Origin of the sequence: Desulfofarcimen acetoxidans DSM 771 (assembly GCF_000024205.1) — a bacterium.
GTDB lineage: Bacteria > Bacillota > Desulfotomaculia > Desulfotomaculales > Desulfofarciminaceae > Desulfofarcimen > Desulfofarcimen acetoxidans.
This window is the reverse complement of the sequence record NC_013216.1, coordinates 241,348-257,380: the sequence shown is the minus strand read 5'-3', so window position 1 is coordinate 257,380 and position 16,033 is coordinate 241,348. Positions and strand designations below refer to the sequence as shown.

Here is a 16,033-nt window from a genome sequence, read left to right as displayed (position 1 = left end):
TTTGCAATTGACTAAATAAAGAGTCATCAATTAACCTCATTTGCAAAAAAATGAAGATTAATAGTTAACTGTATTTTATGTTTATCCTACAAAGTTATCAGTTTATTTATATCATCGGTCTGGCTAAATAGATCTAACTTCCAATACAAAACCTCTAATTGTCACCGGTTTTTTCTGCGTTAGTCACAAGCTGCTCCTTTTTTAACCTTTCTGCCAAAATAGCTGCTGTTTCCCCGCCGGGCATTACTAAATTCGGAGCCAAATCGGCCAAAGGCACCATCACAAAGGCCCGTTCAGTCAATCTCGGGTGAGGAACAATTAAATTAACCTCTTCCACACGCTCATCCCCGTAAAGCAAAAGGTCTAAATCCATTGTTCTGGGTCCCCAATGGACAGTTCTCACACGTCCCAACATATTTTCAATTTCCTGCAACCTAACCAATAAATCCTGAGGGGACAGGTCGGCATAAACTTCTATAACGGAATTGACAAACCAGTTTTGCTCAGTGTATCCCACTGGCTCAGTTTCATAAAAAGGCGCTGCATTAATAACCTCAACTCCCGGTGTTTGAGAGAGCAGGTTTATAGCCTTGTGAATATTATCATGGGTTTGCCCCATATTTGAACCTACTCCGATAAATGCCCTCTTTGACACAAGTCATACCTCTTTTTCTCTGGTGATTTCCACCGCCATGTGTTCGAAACATCCTGGTACCGGTGCTTGGGGTTTTCTTACCCTTACTAAAACTTTTTCTATGCTGAAGTTTTTCAAAACCTTAAAAGCAATGGCCTCAGCTAAAGCTTCTATCAAAAAAAACGGCTTTCCAACAACGACTTCTCTCACTGTCTCGAATACTCGGGCATAGTTTACAGTCAGATCAGGATCATCTTTTATACCTGCTTCTCTCAGGCTCAAAGAAAGTTCCAAATCAATAATAAATTTTTGACCTAACCGCTGCTCTTCCGGCAAAACTCCATGATAACCGTAAAAATCCAACCCGCTCAGTATAATTTTGTCGCTCATTACACACCTCATTATCTTCTCACCATCGCATCAGTCATTCTGGCGACACGAACCATTTCTTTAACATTATGCACCCGCACAATATCAGCACCGTTAGCTATGCCCAGTGTTACCGTAGCCGCAGTACCCTCCACCCGCTCATCAACAGGCAGATCAAGAACCTTGCCGATCATTGACTTACGCGAAGTACCCAGGAGTACCGGACAACCCAAACAAGACAATTCATCTAATCTTCGCATGGTTTCAAGATTCTGTTCCAGCGTTTTGCCAAAACCAATGCCGGGATCAACAATTATCTTTTCTCTGGCTAACCCGGCATTTACCGCTGTATCTATACTTTCTTCAAAAAACTGCACCATATCACCCATGAGATCATTGTACTCTGTACCTTTTTGGTTATGCATGATAATTAAAGGAACATCGTATTCCGCTACTACATGAGCCATATCCGGGTCTGCCCTTAAAGCCCACTGATCGTTAATCAGATGAGCACCGGCAAGCAAAGCGCGACGCGCTACTTCTGCCTTGGTTGTATCAATGGAAACAGGAACATCAATTTCTCTAACCAGTTTTTCCAAAACAGGTATTACCCGGTCTAATTCTTCTTCCACACTGATGGATTCATGACCCGGTCGTGTTGACTCTCCTCCCAAGTCTATTATGTCCGCTCCTTCGGACACCATTGCCCTGGCATGTTCAATTGCAACTTCATGGTTATAAAAACTTCCCCCATCCGAAAAAGAATCCGGAGTCACATTCAAAATTCCCATGATTAATGTGCGTTCACCCAGAAGGAGGATCTTTCCCCGGCAGTCTATTTCCACAGGAGATCTGCCTTCCAGGTTTTTTAATACTTGTTTAATCCGTGCACCGATTTTGGGCAGACCAAAGGGCTGCATTTTTAATATATTCACAAGTCCGTCAAACTGCTTTAAGGTACCCATAATCAATACTATTGCCTCAGAGGCAGAGCAGTCTATAACTCCTCTGGATACTGCGGCCTCCCCACCTCTGCTCAACATCTGCTGCTTAATTATATTAGCCTGCTTGGGACTTAAGCCGGTTAACTTAATTAGCCTGTGCACTCCTTTAGGAGCCATTAAGCGACACCCGGATATATCAGCACCGGTAGATATTATCTCCGCCAAAGACTCCTTTTTATTATGTACAATTACATTACGAATTGTTACCGACATAAAAATATATCCTCCCGGTTCAATATACTAAAAAGTATTTAGCTGTTTCCATTTTATTAGATTTATAACAATCCGCTTTCACATCACACATCAGGCAAGGACGCGACAAATCATCGGCACGACATATCAATTGGCCAAGAGGACTGGATCCACTGCTCGCCCGCCTGTGCTCTTGAATAGCTCTTAATATAAGCTCACACTCAATTCCGGAATAACCTGCACAATCCAGTATTTCCCTTGCTAAAACTGCACTAACTACAGCATGATCCTCACCTGTATCATACTCCTTCCAACGACCTATGTCGTGCAAAAGACCTGCGGCATATATAATATCCCTGCCTAATAACACCTTTTCCTCCATAGCCAATATATAAGCAATTCTGGCTACGTCCCTCATGTGCTGCCAGTCATGCCTGCAATAACGTCTCTTCTGCTCCCTATTGCTATTTTCACTTAGATAAAAAAAATATCTTGGATGCTTTAAAAGCAAATCAATTCTCTCAATCATTTTTCTCTGCAGAATGCATATCAGCTAATTTTTCCCTGCAGCGAGGACATTCAACGTCTCTTCTTTGTTTAACCTCCGAGCCTCCCTTACATTTACCTCGTTTATGCGTATGCCGGTAGGGAGCTTCCCACTCGTGATTACAATTTGAACATACAATTTTTTCCATAGCCAATTCAAAGTTGCCTCCATTCACACGGATGGCCTTTCCATAAACTAAAGCATCAGCTATTTTAGCCCGTGCGGCAATCACAATACGGTGAAAGGTTGGACGGGAGATTCCCATTTTCTCAGCACAAGCTTCCTGTTCTAAACCCTCATAGTCCTTGAGTCGCACTGACTCTAATTCTTCTACAGTCAGGCAAACCTCCTCCAAATCACACAAAGGCACACCTGCCGGCTTAAAATAGGTCAAATGAGGCACATGCTCAACCCTCCGGCATTTTGGTGGTCTTGACATATATAGCACTCCTATCATAATCGTAATTTGTTTTAATTATATCATAAGTTACAATCAGGTGGTACCAGGTTCTAAGCTGCAGCATCATAAGCTCTGAATCGTAATTAGATTATCAGGAGTTTATCAAGTTAGTCTCTAAAGGGGCTTCCCTTCACAGCCACACTTCCCATGCTTGCAAAAAATTATACCGTCGAGTCTTTTAACCCACGTTCCGCATCTAGCATATACAAACACAAGCAATTTTGCTTTAGGCCGATAAATTTACTTTTATTAACATGACATATTATTGAATTTGCACTTTTTATACCTCACTATTGAACTTTATATTTACATTAATTAAATATATTTACATTGTAATAAATGTAAAACACCTTAATGTTTTTAATGAACAAATTTAACATTTTAGGGTGAGTAGTTATGGGCTTATGATACTATAGATAATTCTTTTAGGTATATCGACTCATCAAATCCTGTCAATCGGATTATTTCTAATTGTTGTTTGCTTGTTTTGGTTGGTAGATACCTCTCTCTTCTTCCTAATTTACGGGTAATATGAATTATTGTAAAGTTCGTCATCTCTTGCAAAATCAACATTCCTGTTGGTTGTTTAACTTTTGAACGATAGCTTAATTGAAGGACTTTCCCTTCTGCGGCTAGATTTTGTCTAACTCTACGTTCCATAAGTGCATAAATTAACATGGTTATCAAGAATATATATCCAAGTGCTTTTACTCTTGACGGCTTTTTCAAAAAGACTTGACCTAATATTGCGGGGTTTTTTAGAAAGCGAAAGCGCATTTCCACTGTGTTTTGTTCTTTGTAATGCCGAAGGATTGTTTCTGCTGTATTTTCCCTTGGATTTTTTAAATTGGTGATCAGTACAAATGTTGATGCCCTTTCTTTTGCCATTTGCCAGGCCGTTTCATCCATTACACTAACTATAGCCTTTATGCGATAAACTATTTTTATGGGGGACTTTTCTTTTGTTTTGGGGCGCCCTACACCTTTTTTTTCTTCAGCAATTACTTCTGCATCTAAATGGTAGAACTGTCCGTCCTGTTTCTTTTTCATATGTCTTAAGTACGAGATGGCATCTTTTTCGCAAGCAAATTCTTGTTTACCAATTTCTTTACAGATTTTTTCTAGTTTTTTCTGTTCATTCTCAGCAGTACGCTTCAATGTTTTTTCTTTCTTTTGATCAAGATTTGATGAATGTACGATAATAAACCGGTAACGACGGTCGCCCAATTTCACTTTTATGGACTGAAGCTTATATACAGCAGCGTTTTTATCCGGCAATATATTCTCTATTTCTTGCCACTTATCTTGGCGAAAGGCCCAATCTTTAAGTGACGGTACTATTCCAAATGTCTCAGGAATTCGGGATATGAAGCGAATGTTTTTCTTGGCTAAATGTTTTAGGTTATCTATGGTAACCAGTTTTGAGTCAGCTACGTATATGGTTTCTGGACTATTAAGTGATTTTAACATTTCCGGCAATTGTTCGATTATTTGTTGATTCCATTTCACATCGTTTAAGTTGCCATCGTTTATTGTTCCCATAAGAGGTATTCCTTCGGGAGTTACTACTGCACCAGCTACTATCTGCTTGCAGTCCCGATGGCCGTCTTTGTTAAATCCTCGAACTATGTTTAATGTCTCCGACGAAGCATTGGCATAATCTCCATAAACAGTAATGGATGTAGTATCACCATGTGCTAAATCTACTCTAAAACGGTGTTTTAAATGTGCTTGTAAAACTATGTTAGAATACAAATGGTCTAGATTTGATTCAGCTAATCGATCCAATGTATTTCCTAAAGCATCGTCGTTGAAATCAGTTGCTTGTACCGTTGGACCAAATAATGCTTCTACGTCCATATCTTTAAAAAATTCAGATACTCGGTACAAAGGTTTTCGGTCTGTCAATATGTTTATAATCATAGCTTCTACATAAAGGCCTGGTGAATTATTACATTGTTTTTCATCCCAGATTACCTGATTGTTAATGATTTGTACTAAATTTATTTCTCGGGTAAGTGCAGCTATTATTGCGCTGGGCCCCACCTGTAAGCTATTAATATTTTGTAGTATTTGGTTTTCCATTTACTTACCCTCCTAATCTATTAAGGAGGCATTTGACATCATTGCTTGTTTCTCCTGCAAAAAAACATCTATTACCATTGCATTTTTCAACAAAAAATATTTAAATTTCAGCCTAAGTTTATCTGTTTGTAATAATTATTGATTTATTTCCTTAAGGGTACGGAATGTGGGTTTTAAAAAAATAATTTAATATACGGGTAAGTTTATAATCAGTATTTTTAACAAAGGGATAATGCCTAAAAATACTTAAAAGCCCCGTTTTTCCGGGGCTTTTAAATGTTTTCCTAGAACAAACCAACTATCTTGCCGTCTTTATCAATATCAACCTTAATAGCGGAAGGCGCACGTCCCAAACCAGGCATAGTTCTCATTGCGCCTGCCAGAGGATACAGGAAGCCCGCACCTACGGATGCGCGAATATCACGGATCGGGAAAATGTAGCCGCTCGGAACATTCTTCATTCCCGGATCATGTGAGATGGACAGGTGAGTCTTAGCCATGTTGATCGGTAAATTGCCTAAGCCGAGTTCTTCAAACTGAGCAATTTTCTTTTCTGCCAGCGGGTCATAGGATACGCCGTCAGCGTTGTAGATTTTCTTAGCCATGGTTTCGATTTTTTCCTTAATGGTAAAGCTGTCGGGATAGAGGAACTGGAAGTCAGTCGGTTCTTCGCAAGCCTTAACAACCAATTCAGCCACTTCAGCACATCCAACGCCGCCGTCACCCCAGGCAGTGTTGACGCCAACGCCAAAGGCGCCTGCTTCTTTAGCCTTATCTTTAAGCAAGTTAATTTCATTGTCGGTGTCAGTGATGAAACGGTTAATGGATACAACAACCGGTATTCCATAACCCTTAGCTATCTTAATCATATGCATCATGTTGGCCGCGCCTTTTTCCAGAGCCGGCAGGTTCTCTTCTGTCAATTCTTTCGGCAGCGGTTTACCTGCAACGATATTACCTACGCCACCATGCATTTTCAGTGAACGAACAGTAGAGGTTACTACTACGCAGTTCGGGCGCAAGCCGGATTGACGACATTTGATATCCATGAACTTCTGCATACCCATGTCAGCACCGAAACCGGACTCGGTTACAACATAGTCTGCACACTTGAGGGCAATCATGTCAGCCAGAACGGAGTTTTGACCATGAGCAATGTTAGCAAACGGGCCTGCGTGCATAATGCAAGGCTGGCCTTCTAAGGTCTGTACGAGGTTCGGCTTGATAGCTTCCTTCATAATAACTGTCATAGAGCCTGCAGCCTTGATTTGCTCAGCAGTAACAGGCTTTCCGTCATAGGTAAAACCAAAGATGATGCGAGCAAAACGCTCACGCATATCCTGCAAGCTGGTGGTTAATGCGAGAATAGCCATAACTTCGGAAGCAACAGCAATGTCAAAGCCGGTCTGACGCGGATAACCGTTTTCTTTACCGCCTAAACCAATAACGATGTCACGCAGCGCACGGTCGTTTAAGTCAAAAACGCGTCTCCACATGATAGACATCGGATCGATGTTCAGGGGGTTGTCAAGCAGGATTGAAGTATCAATCATAGCTGCCAGCAGGTTGTTAGCAGTTTCAATAGCATGAATGTCACCGGTGAAATGGATGTTCAGATCTTCCATAGGAACTACCTGAGCATAACCGCCGCCAGCGGCACCGCCCTTAATACCAAAAACAGGGCCCAGAGAAGGTTGACGCAGTGTGCAGATAACCTTTTTGCCAATATGTCCTAAACCTTGAGTCAAGCTGATGGTGGTAACGGTTTTACCTTCGCCCAGCGGAGTGGGAGTAATAGCAGTAACATCGATTAGTTTTGCGTTAGGACGATCCTTAAACTTTTCAATTACGTCCAGACTAATTTTGGCTTTATACTTGCCATAATAATCAAAATCGTCCTCGGTAAGACCCATTTTTGCAGCAATTTCCCCAATCGGGGTCATCTTGTGCGCTTGTACAATTTCAAGATCGCTAGGTACAACTTTCATTAATGTTTTCCTCCTCTTTTAAGAAATATATCTCGATAAGCCAATTTATATTCTCAGCCTATCTTTCATAATTTATCTGCTACTCAATTTTCAATATTTTTTGAGAATTGAGTAAAAGCCGGGATCTGCAAAATTTTTTTTCGGATTCAAGTTATTATTATTAGATTACTTATTCTTTTTATTTAACGATTTTCCTGCTTCCATTTAAAGAAAATTTTAATTTTTAAGTTAATTGCAAAGTTTTTAATAATTTCACCGAATATAAAACATTTATTCATATAAAATCAGTTAATCACTTCAAACACACCCAAAATTTAGTCTAAAAATAAGAGTAGGCTATAAAAGCCTACTCAAAAATCCATGTTTCCAGCGTTCTTGACCACTCGGTAATCTCCTCGGGAAGGAAAAACAGGTTAATTTCCCTCTGGGCACTGGCGGGGGAGTCAGAACCGTGAACTACATTGCGCCCTATATCCATGCCGTAGTCGCCTCTTATCGTTCCAATCGCTGCCTGCAAAGGGTTAGTTGCACCCATAACATTTCTGGCAGCAGTAATTACATCCTTACCCTCCAAAACCATAGCCACCACCGGTCCGGAAATAATATAATCCACCAGTGGGGTAAAAAATGGTTTGCCTTTATGCTCGCCATAGTGTTTTTCTGCCAGCTCACGGTCAATTTTCATCATCTTCAAAGCCACCAGCTTACAGCCTTTTTGTTCAAAGGAATTGATAACTTTAGCTACCAGCCCTCTTTGAACACCATCAGGCTTAACCATAACAAAAGTACGTTCCAAGAATAAAACCCCCGTTTATATAATTTTTCTGTTGCAAAACTAATGTCAATTGCAAGGCATTTACAGCAAATCACAGCTTTTGCTCTTCTTCCCCGGCATCTTCCATTAACTTAATAAAGTCATCCGCTCCTATAGTCTCTTTTTCCATCAATGTTTCCGCAATTAAGTGCAGGGTTTTTATATGCTTACTCAACATATCCTTGGCATTGCTATAGCAACTGTCCACAACTCTCCTTACTTCTTTATCTATAGCATTAGCAACGTCTTTTCCATAATTTATATCGCGGGCAATATCGCGGCCCAAAAAGACTTGCTCTTGCTTGTGTCCTAAAGTGAGGGGACCTAAAGCATCACTCATCCCGTATTCCATAATCATTTTCCTGACTAACCCTGTGGAGCGTTCCAAATCATTTTGGGCCCCGGTGCTAATTTCTTTAAGCACTAAATCTTCTGCGACTCTGCCTCCCAACAACATGGTCACTTGATCCAGCAGCTGAGATTTTGTCATGTAGTAGCGGTCTTCTTTAGGCAAAAGAAGCGTATACCCCCCTGCCCGGCCGCGTGGAATAATGGAAACCTTGTGCACAGGATCAGTAGTAGGCAATAAATACCCTACCAGAGCGTGGCCTGCCTCATGGTAAGAAACCAGCTTTTTCTCATTATCACTGATAACTTTAGATTTTTTCTCCGGCCCGGCCATAACTCTCTCAATCGCGCTTTCAAGTTCATTCATCCCGATAGTTTTTTTGTTATAACGGGCTGACAACAACGCCGCTTCATTGATCAAATTGGCTAAATCCGCACCGGTAAAACCAGGGGTACGTCGTGCCAGCACTTCCAAATCCACACTAGCTTCCAAAGGTTTGCCGCTCGCATGGACTTTCAAAATTTCTTTTCTGCCAATAATATCAGGCCTATCAACAATAATCTCCCGGTCAAAACGCCCGGCTCTAAGCAAAGCAGGGTCCAGAATATCAGGACGGTTGGTTGCAGCTATTATAATAATCCCCTCATTAGGATTAAATCCATCCATTTCAACCAATAACTGGTTTAAGGTCTGCTCCCGCTCATCATGACCTCCACCCAAACCGGCACCTCTCTGTCTTCCGACAGCATCTATCTCATCAATAAAAACTATGCAAGGCGCGTTTTTCTTAGCCTGCTCAAATAAATCCCGCACGCGGGAGGCACCCACACCGACAAACATTTCTACAAAATCGGAACCGCTGATACTGAAAAAGGGTACACCGGCTTCTCCGGCAACAGCCCTGGCCAATAATGTCTTACCTGTACCCGGAGGGCCAAACAGCAAGACTCCCTTGGGAATCCTGGCCCCCAATTCGGTAAACTTTTTGGGGCTTTTTAAAAAGTCAACTACTTCTTCCAGTTCTTCCTTAACCTCATCAGCCCCGGCAACATCTTTAAAAGTCACTTTTTTCTTCTCGTCAGTATGCATTCTGGCCCGGCTTTTGCCAAAAGACATAACTCTGTTGCCGCCCCCCTGCGTTTGCTGCATCATAAAGAAAAAGAGCAGGACAAAAACCAAAATAGGCAGCATAGTTGTTAAAAGCCCCGTCCACCAACCTGGTTCAGGTGGTTCCTTATACTCCACTTTTACTTTTTTCTCCAATAGAATTTGCTTTAGCGTGGCGTCAGGGCGGTCAACCTTGGTAGAAAACTTGGTTCCATCCTTGTATTCGCCATTAACGAAATCTATTGTGGGCTCAGTTTGTATTACCACCTTACTAATCCGTCCCTGCTGGAGTTGCTGGTAAAACTCATCATATCTTATCGGGAGTACCGGTGTTTCTTGAGGCGAAGCATATTTAATCAAGACTATGATTACCAGTACAATCAGCAAGTAAATACTAAGGTTCTTTATGACCTTGTTCAACAAAGTCACTCCTCTCAATCGCCGTTACAGAGCGTTCAATATATATAATAATTGCATGCTGCAATGAAATCAATATATAGTCATTACTTAAGTAAAATTATTCCGCAATTAAACCAAAAACAGATGAAGAAATTTTGTGGTTACTTCATTAATTTTGACACTTTCTGAAATTTGCATCCCTCCGACCCAAATTATTTTGCCCTCTCCAATGACCAGGGGAACCTTATCCCTTACCTCACAGGGAACCTTTTGGTTAATAAAATATTTCTTTAGTTTCATCGAACCGGTCAAACCAAGCGGTTCAAAAATATCTCCGGGCTGTCTGCCCCGTACGCAGAGAGGAAAAGCTACTCGTTCATAGTCTAACCAGGCTTCGTCTTGTGAGAATCGGCGGCGATTTAAAAAACTCTTATCATACTTTTCATCCATTGCCTGAGTGTCTGCAACCTCGCAGAACAGCGTTCTGTTTATTTCCGCAAGGTATACTTTACCGGGCACCGGCAAGTCATAATAATAGGATAATCCATCCTGCTTATCCTTGCCAATTATAAATGAAAAGCTGTCATATCTTTTTACCACCTTAACATCTCTAGGAAATTCCAGGCTGCCGCTGCCTACATGATTTGTCAAAAGAATAACCGCCTTACCAAGTTGCTCAAAAGCCAAGTCCCGAAAGCCACCGGTGATTTCTCGCCAGGCCAGGCGCAGAATACGCCTTTGCAAGGCTAAAGGAACTTGCTGAAACCCCTTTAGATTCAAACAAATCTCCCCTGCACTTTTTAGTACAGTTAAATTATTATACTCATTACGCGTCATTAATTCCAAATAATCTTCTTCTTCCCGAAAGATATCTGCCAAGCGATTTAGTGTGGCTGTAAGGTTATTGTTATATTCTTTTTCTAATAGCGGCAGTAAATACATCCTAATTTTATTACGTCGATAATCAGTTTTAAGATTTGAGCTGTCCACGCGCCAGCGCAGGTTTTTCTTTTTGCAATAATCCTCAATATCCTGCCTTTTAAGACAAAGCATCGGCCTGATATAAAAATTATCGCGCACCGGAAGCATTCCCCTTAACCCGGCAGCTCCGCTACCCCTCAAAAAATGCAGCATCACTGTTTCTGCCTGATCATCAGCATGGTGAGCAAGTGCAATTCTGGATGCGGATTCCTGAGCGGCAGTTTCATCTAAAAAACTATACCGCACCGTTCGCGCTGCCGGTTGTGAAGAAAGGCCGGTTTTCTCCATAAAGGACGGGACGTTTATATGTCGCACAGTAACCGGCAAATTATAACGCACAGCCAGTTCCCTGACAAACTCAGCATCACCCAAAGACTCCTCGCCACGAAACATATGATTCAAATGAGCTATGTGCAATGAGATACCCAAGTCATGTCTGAGACAAAACAACACATCCAACATGGCTACCGAATCCGGGCCACCTGAAACAGCAAGCAGAATTTTATCTCCTTTGTTAACCATCCGATGTTTATTTATATACTTAAGAACTTGTTTCAATGTACCGGTCAAAAAAGAAAAACCACCTTAACTCATTATTTATTAATGCTGCTTATTAATGCTACACATTGCTAATTCAACATAAATAAAAGTATTTCCTCCTAAAAGTTTAAGAAAGTATAAAAACATTCTATATTTTATGCATAACCAGTCTGCCACAGTGAGCATTTTTTTATCCAGAAGCTTGCCACAGCTTCTTACGAAACAGCCATACTTGCAGTAAATTGGCCGGCAAACCTTTTTTAACAGATTTCTATATTTGTATTTGTTATTTTACCCTTGTTAATTCATATACTTAACAAAGCGAACTAATATGCAAAGTCACAAGAAAGTTGCTTTAAGTAACTTTCTTGCAGCCACAGGCGCTCGTGATCGTCGGAAATTATACGGTATACCTTAACTTATTCATAAATCCAGCATAAGCATAATTTCCTAGAGTAAAAAAAATCCGCTCCACAGAGCGGTATAAAGCAACTTATATACCTTCTTTTTCAATTCTTACTGCCATAACAATCATGTCATCGTATTTATTGTCTTTCTCAGAGCAAGTCTGTGCCAATTGCATAATAAATTCCGCTACTTCCTGTGGCGGCAAATTTCTTGTCTCAGGCAGAACCTTAAGCAACCAGTCCTCCTCATGGTCAGAGGTACGACAAGCGTCTGTTACACCGTCAGTAACCATAACCAGCATGTCCCCGTCAACCAGAGTTTTAGCAACAGTAGTTATTTCTATATCATCAATAATCCCAATAGGCAAGGCTGACGAGGTTATTGGTGCCACCCTTTTCCCACGAACCAGATAACCTGGAGGCGCGCCTATTTTAACAAACTCACTGCTCCCGTTACATAAATCAATAATCACCAAATCAATAGTAGCGAAACTGTCTTCTGCTGAACGCATTAGCATTACTGAATTAACCATTCTGATAGCAGGTTCTCGTTCCAATCCAGACTTCAGCAGTCTCTCCAAAAGCCTGATTGTCATGCTGCTCTCTAATTCAGCCGAAACCCCGCTGCCCATGCCATCACTCAAAATCAACGCTACCTTACCCTGGTTTAAATATACAACCGAATAACTGTCTCCACAAATATCACTGCCACCTTTACCTGATCTGGCCATACCTACCTCAAGACGGTATAATAAAGAAGGATACAGCCTAAAATTGCAGTAGCCGGCAGATTCCTGACCCATGATATTTCGCTCGGTTCCCTTTTGATGGGAAAAACAATTCATTCCTACAACTGAATAAGGTTGTCCCAACAACTCCGTCAAAACCGGTGCTACTTTATAACGACAGTTTATCATTCCACGGCAAGAAGGCATGTTAATAACAACTTCTAAATGCCCACCGGGCTGTCGGGTTGTATAAACATCAAATATATCCAAGCCTTTTTCCTTTAGCGATGCTAACAAATCAAAATCATGATGTTCGAACAATCCGGCGCTCGCTTGCAATTCTTCTACCAGCTTATCCGTAATATGACATACGGTTTTGAGCTGTTCGCTAATAATTTCCCGGCTCTTCTTCATACGACCAAACCATAATTTTTTCGCACTATAAAGCTCGTTTAAGCAAAGCACTGTCAACCACAGTTCTTTAATTCTGGTACAGCGACTGCGCAAAAATTGCGGAATATTATCCAAGTCCCTGCTATCGGAGGCTTCAGCCCTGGCCAGCATATCCAACAAATACTGGTAAGTACGATAAAAGTCTTTTTCCCAACAAATACGGTGCAGTGGACAATCACCGCAAACTCTGCGAACAATCTCATCAACCAAATCCTGGGGACTCCTGTCTTCATGAGTTGATAAATCTGCTAAAGCAGACTGTTCGTAGCTCTTAAATAATTCTTGAAAGACTGTGGCCATGCCTTGTATGCGATAGGCCAGAATCTCCTTAAAGCGGTTATTCTGCGGACAATCCTTATCTCCTGAATCTACCAACGGCATATGATTTTCAGTCCGCAAGCTGGACCAACACCTCATTATCCTGTCAGGCAACAGAAAAAAGATAAGTGATGCCAGTCCGGTTTCCCCCAGGACCCCTGTTAATCTATCATATCCGGACATATAGACACATAAGATAATATTGCCCAGGACAAAACCCAAAATCGATCCGGCTTTACCAAAACGTCTGCTGAAACCGGCCAGTAATCCGGCAAAAGAATAGGCCCCTACCAGAGCGGGCATAGCTGTAAAAACCAAACCGGGCAATACGCCAACCAGCGCTCCTACTGCGGCACCCATTCCCGTACCGCCGGCATAGGCGGCAATCAATACGACCAACCTGCTTAAAAGACCCTGCAAAGTAATATTAGCATAACCAATCCCTGCCGACCCCGCAATTAGGCCGCCGAGCAGCAGTAGCAAATAAAAAACTCTTTCCGCAGAAAGCTTTTTGGTTCTTTCCCCGCAAACTAAAGTCAACAGCGGGAGTGACCTCAAGTACACAAAGGACAAAAGAGCAGCTATAAAGGCTTCAAAAGCCGAACTGACATAATTGTAAGGTACCGGATCACTCATAGAAAGATATACCGTTCTTACAACCAGAGCTACAGCCCCTACCACACCTGGCAAAACAACCGGATGAGCCCGTAGATTTTTGGGAACAGAATAATATACCCCAACCAAACAAACAATAATTACGAAACGGGCCACCAGTTCCATACCTTGCAATACGGAAAAAAGGCCTGCAACCGCACCCAAAACTACTGCGGGACCAAACCCCAGAGAAAGACCGGCAGAAACGAAAGCAGGTCCAAAAGGCATTAATTCACCGAGTAAAACAACCCGTCCCATAAAGAAACCTAGTATAAATACCATGAGACTGTTCCAATTGAATAACTGATTTAACCGGAACCATTGATAATCGGAGAACATCTCCTTTGTTTTAGGAGTTGCCGTTTTCTTAGTGCCATATTCTCTCGAATAAGGGTACGCATCTGTTTTTTCGAACAAAATAAGGCCACCCCTTGTATATAATTTACCAACAGTTTTATTATATACAATAGTATGGGAATATTTTGTCATTTTTGGGTTAATTATTATAATTTTATTTCGACAATATTTGCTGCCGCGAGGGCCAGCCCATGAAGAATATCCGATTCGCTTACAGTAATAACTGCTTGTTTTAAAATAGTCATGGCACAATGTACAATTCTTACTCCGGCTATAATAATATCTGCCCGCTCAGGCTGCAGACCATATATTTGCTTTCTGGCCTCCAAATCACATCCTATCAATAAATTCAAGATTGCCGAAACATCCCCTATATTTAGCTTGCTGCCATGCACCAACTCGGGATTATATACCCTCAGCCCGAGCCTAATGGCCGCCATAGTCGTAACCGTGCCGCCAACGCCAACCAAAGCGGTTGGCAAAGAGGCAGTCTCTTCCGGCATGAGGCTTTCCCCCGCTAATTTAATCTGATTAGATAAGTTATCATAAATTTGCTCATAGCTATCATTACTTTCAGTCATACGCACAGCGCCAACATTGAAACTCTTAAAAACCAGGCCTTTGGGGGCTGACCAGGTAAACTCAGTGCTGCCTCCACCCACATCCATAACTGTTACCTGCTCGTAATTATTATCCAAACCGGATACAACACCAAGATAACTAAGCCTGGCCTCCTCCGCTCCGGATAATATGTTAATCTCATGACCAGTTTCCCGCTTGATCAAACTAATAAATTCTTCTTTATTTGCAGCATCCCTTACCGCACTTGTAGCGGCTAAAATTACGCATGCAACATTTAAATCTACGGCATCCCGTATAAATTTTTTCAAAACTTCTAAAGTACGCTCCATCGCTGGCCAGAGCAGTACTCTTTCCCGTATATTCTCCCCTAACCTGGTTGTCCTCATATCGCTGTGTAAAACCCTTATTTTACCTGCCTCACTAATCTCAGCAACCAATAATCTGGTAGAATTAGTCCCTATATCAATGGCTCCCACAATAGTCATCATTTCACCCCACTGGTTATATACAATAAAAAACATTCCTATAAAGGAATGCATTATCATTTCTTATTGGTTACCACCACAGAAGCACGCTTTGCAGCACCCCTGCCGCCGCGTTTCGAGTCAATTATTTTCTTTAAATCCTGCTGTCTCTCATCACTGTCTTTAAGGAATTTCGACAACCTGTCCTCGAAAGAAACAGATTTCTTACGCCTGTCATAAGAAGCAGTAACCTTAGCACGCTTGATTGATAAACCTATCTTGCCTTTAACATCAACGGCAACAACTTTAACCTTAACCTTATCACCGATTCTTAAAAACTCGTTTACATCTTTAACATACGCCTCAGCAACCTCAGAAATATGTACCAGACCTGTTTGTCCATCAGCCAATCCTACAAAGGCTCCGAAACTGGTAATTCCGGTAACCACACCTTCCAATATGCTCCCTACTACGATTGACATATTAAAAAAAAACTCCCCCTTAAACCCAGTACAATTATCGTAATTATATGCGGAACAAGGGAAAAGTGTCAAGAAACTTTGCTTAATCTTTTATCCAAAAGTTTCAGTTTCAACTCTGA

13 protein-coding genes are annotated in these 16,033 nt (G+C 41.5%); all 13 read right to left on the bottom strand.

All coding sequences use genetic code 11. The annotated features are described in order from the left end of the window. Positions 1–154: 154 nt before the first annotated feature. Positions 155–655, bottom strand: a complete 501-nt coding sequence (gene folK, locus DTOX_RS01180; protein WP_015755911.1) for a 2-amino-4-hydroxy-6-hydroxymethyldihydropteridine diphosphokinase — start codon at positions 653–655, stop codon at positions 155–157. A gap of 3 nt (positions 656–658) precedes the next feature. Beyond that, a complete protein-coding gene (gene folB, locus DTOX_RS01175; RefSeq protein ID WP_015755910.1) occupies positions 659–1,024 on the bottom strand; it encodes a dihydroneopterin aldolase in 366 nt (121 codons plus the stop codon). Positions 1,025–1,035: 11 nt separating this feature from the next. Further along, on the bottom strand, positions 1,036–2,220 hold the full coding sequence (folP, locus tag DTOX_RS01170) for a dihydropteroate synthase (protein ID WP_015755909.1): 1,185 nt from the start codon (positions 2,218–2,220) through the stop codon (positions 1,036–1,038). Positions 2,221–2,239: 19 nt separating this feature from the next. Then, on the bottom strand, positions 2,240–2,728 hold the full coding sequence (locus tag DTOX_RS01165; protein ID WP_015755908.1) for an HD domain-containing protein: 489 nt from the start codon (positions 2,726–2,728) through the stop codon (positions 2,240–2,242). After that, a complete protein-coding gene (locus tag DTOX_RS01160) occupies positions 2,721–3,185 on the bottom strand; it encodes a DUF134 domain-containing protein (RefSeq protein WP_015755907.1) in 465 nt (154 codons plus the stop codon). The genes DTOX_RS01165 and DTOX_RS01160 overlap by 8 nt, the downstream gene beginning before the upstream one ends. A 423-nt stretch (positions 3,186–3,608) precedes the next feature. Beyond that, positions 3,609–5,291: an IS1634 family transposase gene (locus DTOX_RS01155; protein ID WP_015755906.1), complete on the bottom strand. Its 1,683-nt coding sequence runs from the start codon at positions 5,289–5,291 to the stop codon at positions 3,609–3,611. Between the two features lie 284 nt (positions 5,292–5,575). Then, positions 5,576–7,279, bottom strand: a complete 1,704-nt coding sequence (locus DTOX_RS01150; RefSeq protein WP_015755905.1) for a formate--tetrahydrofolate ligase — start codon at positions 7,277–7,279, stop codon at positions 5,576–5,578. A 346-nt stretch (positions 7,280–7,625) separates the two neighbouring features. Then, positions 7,626–8,075, bottom strand: coding sequence for a nucleoside-diphosphate kinase (gene ndk, locus DTOX_RS01145; protein WP_015755904.1), 450 nt, complete (start codon positions 8,073–8,075; stop codon positions 7,626–7,628). Positions 8,076–8,145: 70 nt separating this feature from the next. Continuing rightward, on the bottom strand, positions 8,146–9,969 hold the full coding sequence (gene ftsH / locus DTOX_RS01140; protein ID WP_042315231.1) for an ATP-dependent zinc metalloprotease FtsH: 1,824 nt from the start codon (positions 9,967–9,969) through the stop codon (positions 8,146–8,148). Positions 9,970–10,077: 108 nt separating this feature from the next. Further along, positions 10,078–11,499, bottom strand: a complete 1,422-nt coding sequence (tilS, locus tag DTOX_RS01135; protein ID WP_015755902.1) for a tRNA lysidine(34) synthetase TilS — start codon at positions 11,497–11,499, stop codon at positions 10,078–10,080. A gap of 463 nt (positions 11,500–11,962) precedes the next feature. Then, on the bottom strand, positions 11,963–14,446 hold the full coding sequence (gene spoIIE / locus DTOX_RS01130) for a stage II sporulation protein E (RefSeq protein ID WP_052292892.1): 2,484 nt from the start codon (positions 14,444–14,446) through the stop codon (positions 11,963–11,965). A gap of 86 nt (positions 14,447–14,532) precedes the next feature. Next, entirely contained in the window at positions 14,533–15,513 is a 981-nt protein-coding gene (locus DTOX_RS01125; protein WP_015755900.1) for a Ppx/GppA phosphatase family protein, read from the bottom strand. Continuing rightward, a complete protein-coding gene (locus tag DTOX_RS01120) occupies positions 15,510–15,914 on the bottom strand; it encodes a S1 RNA-binding domain-containing protein (RefSeq protein WP_015755899.1) in 405 nt (134 codons plus the stop codon). The genes DTOX_RS01125 and DTOX_RS01120 overlap by 4 nt, the downstream gene beginning before the upstream one ends. Positions 15,915–16,033: the final 119 nt, after the last annotated feature.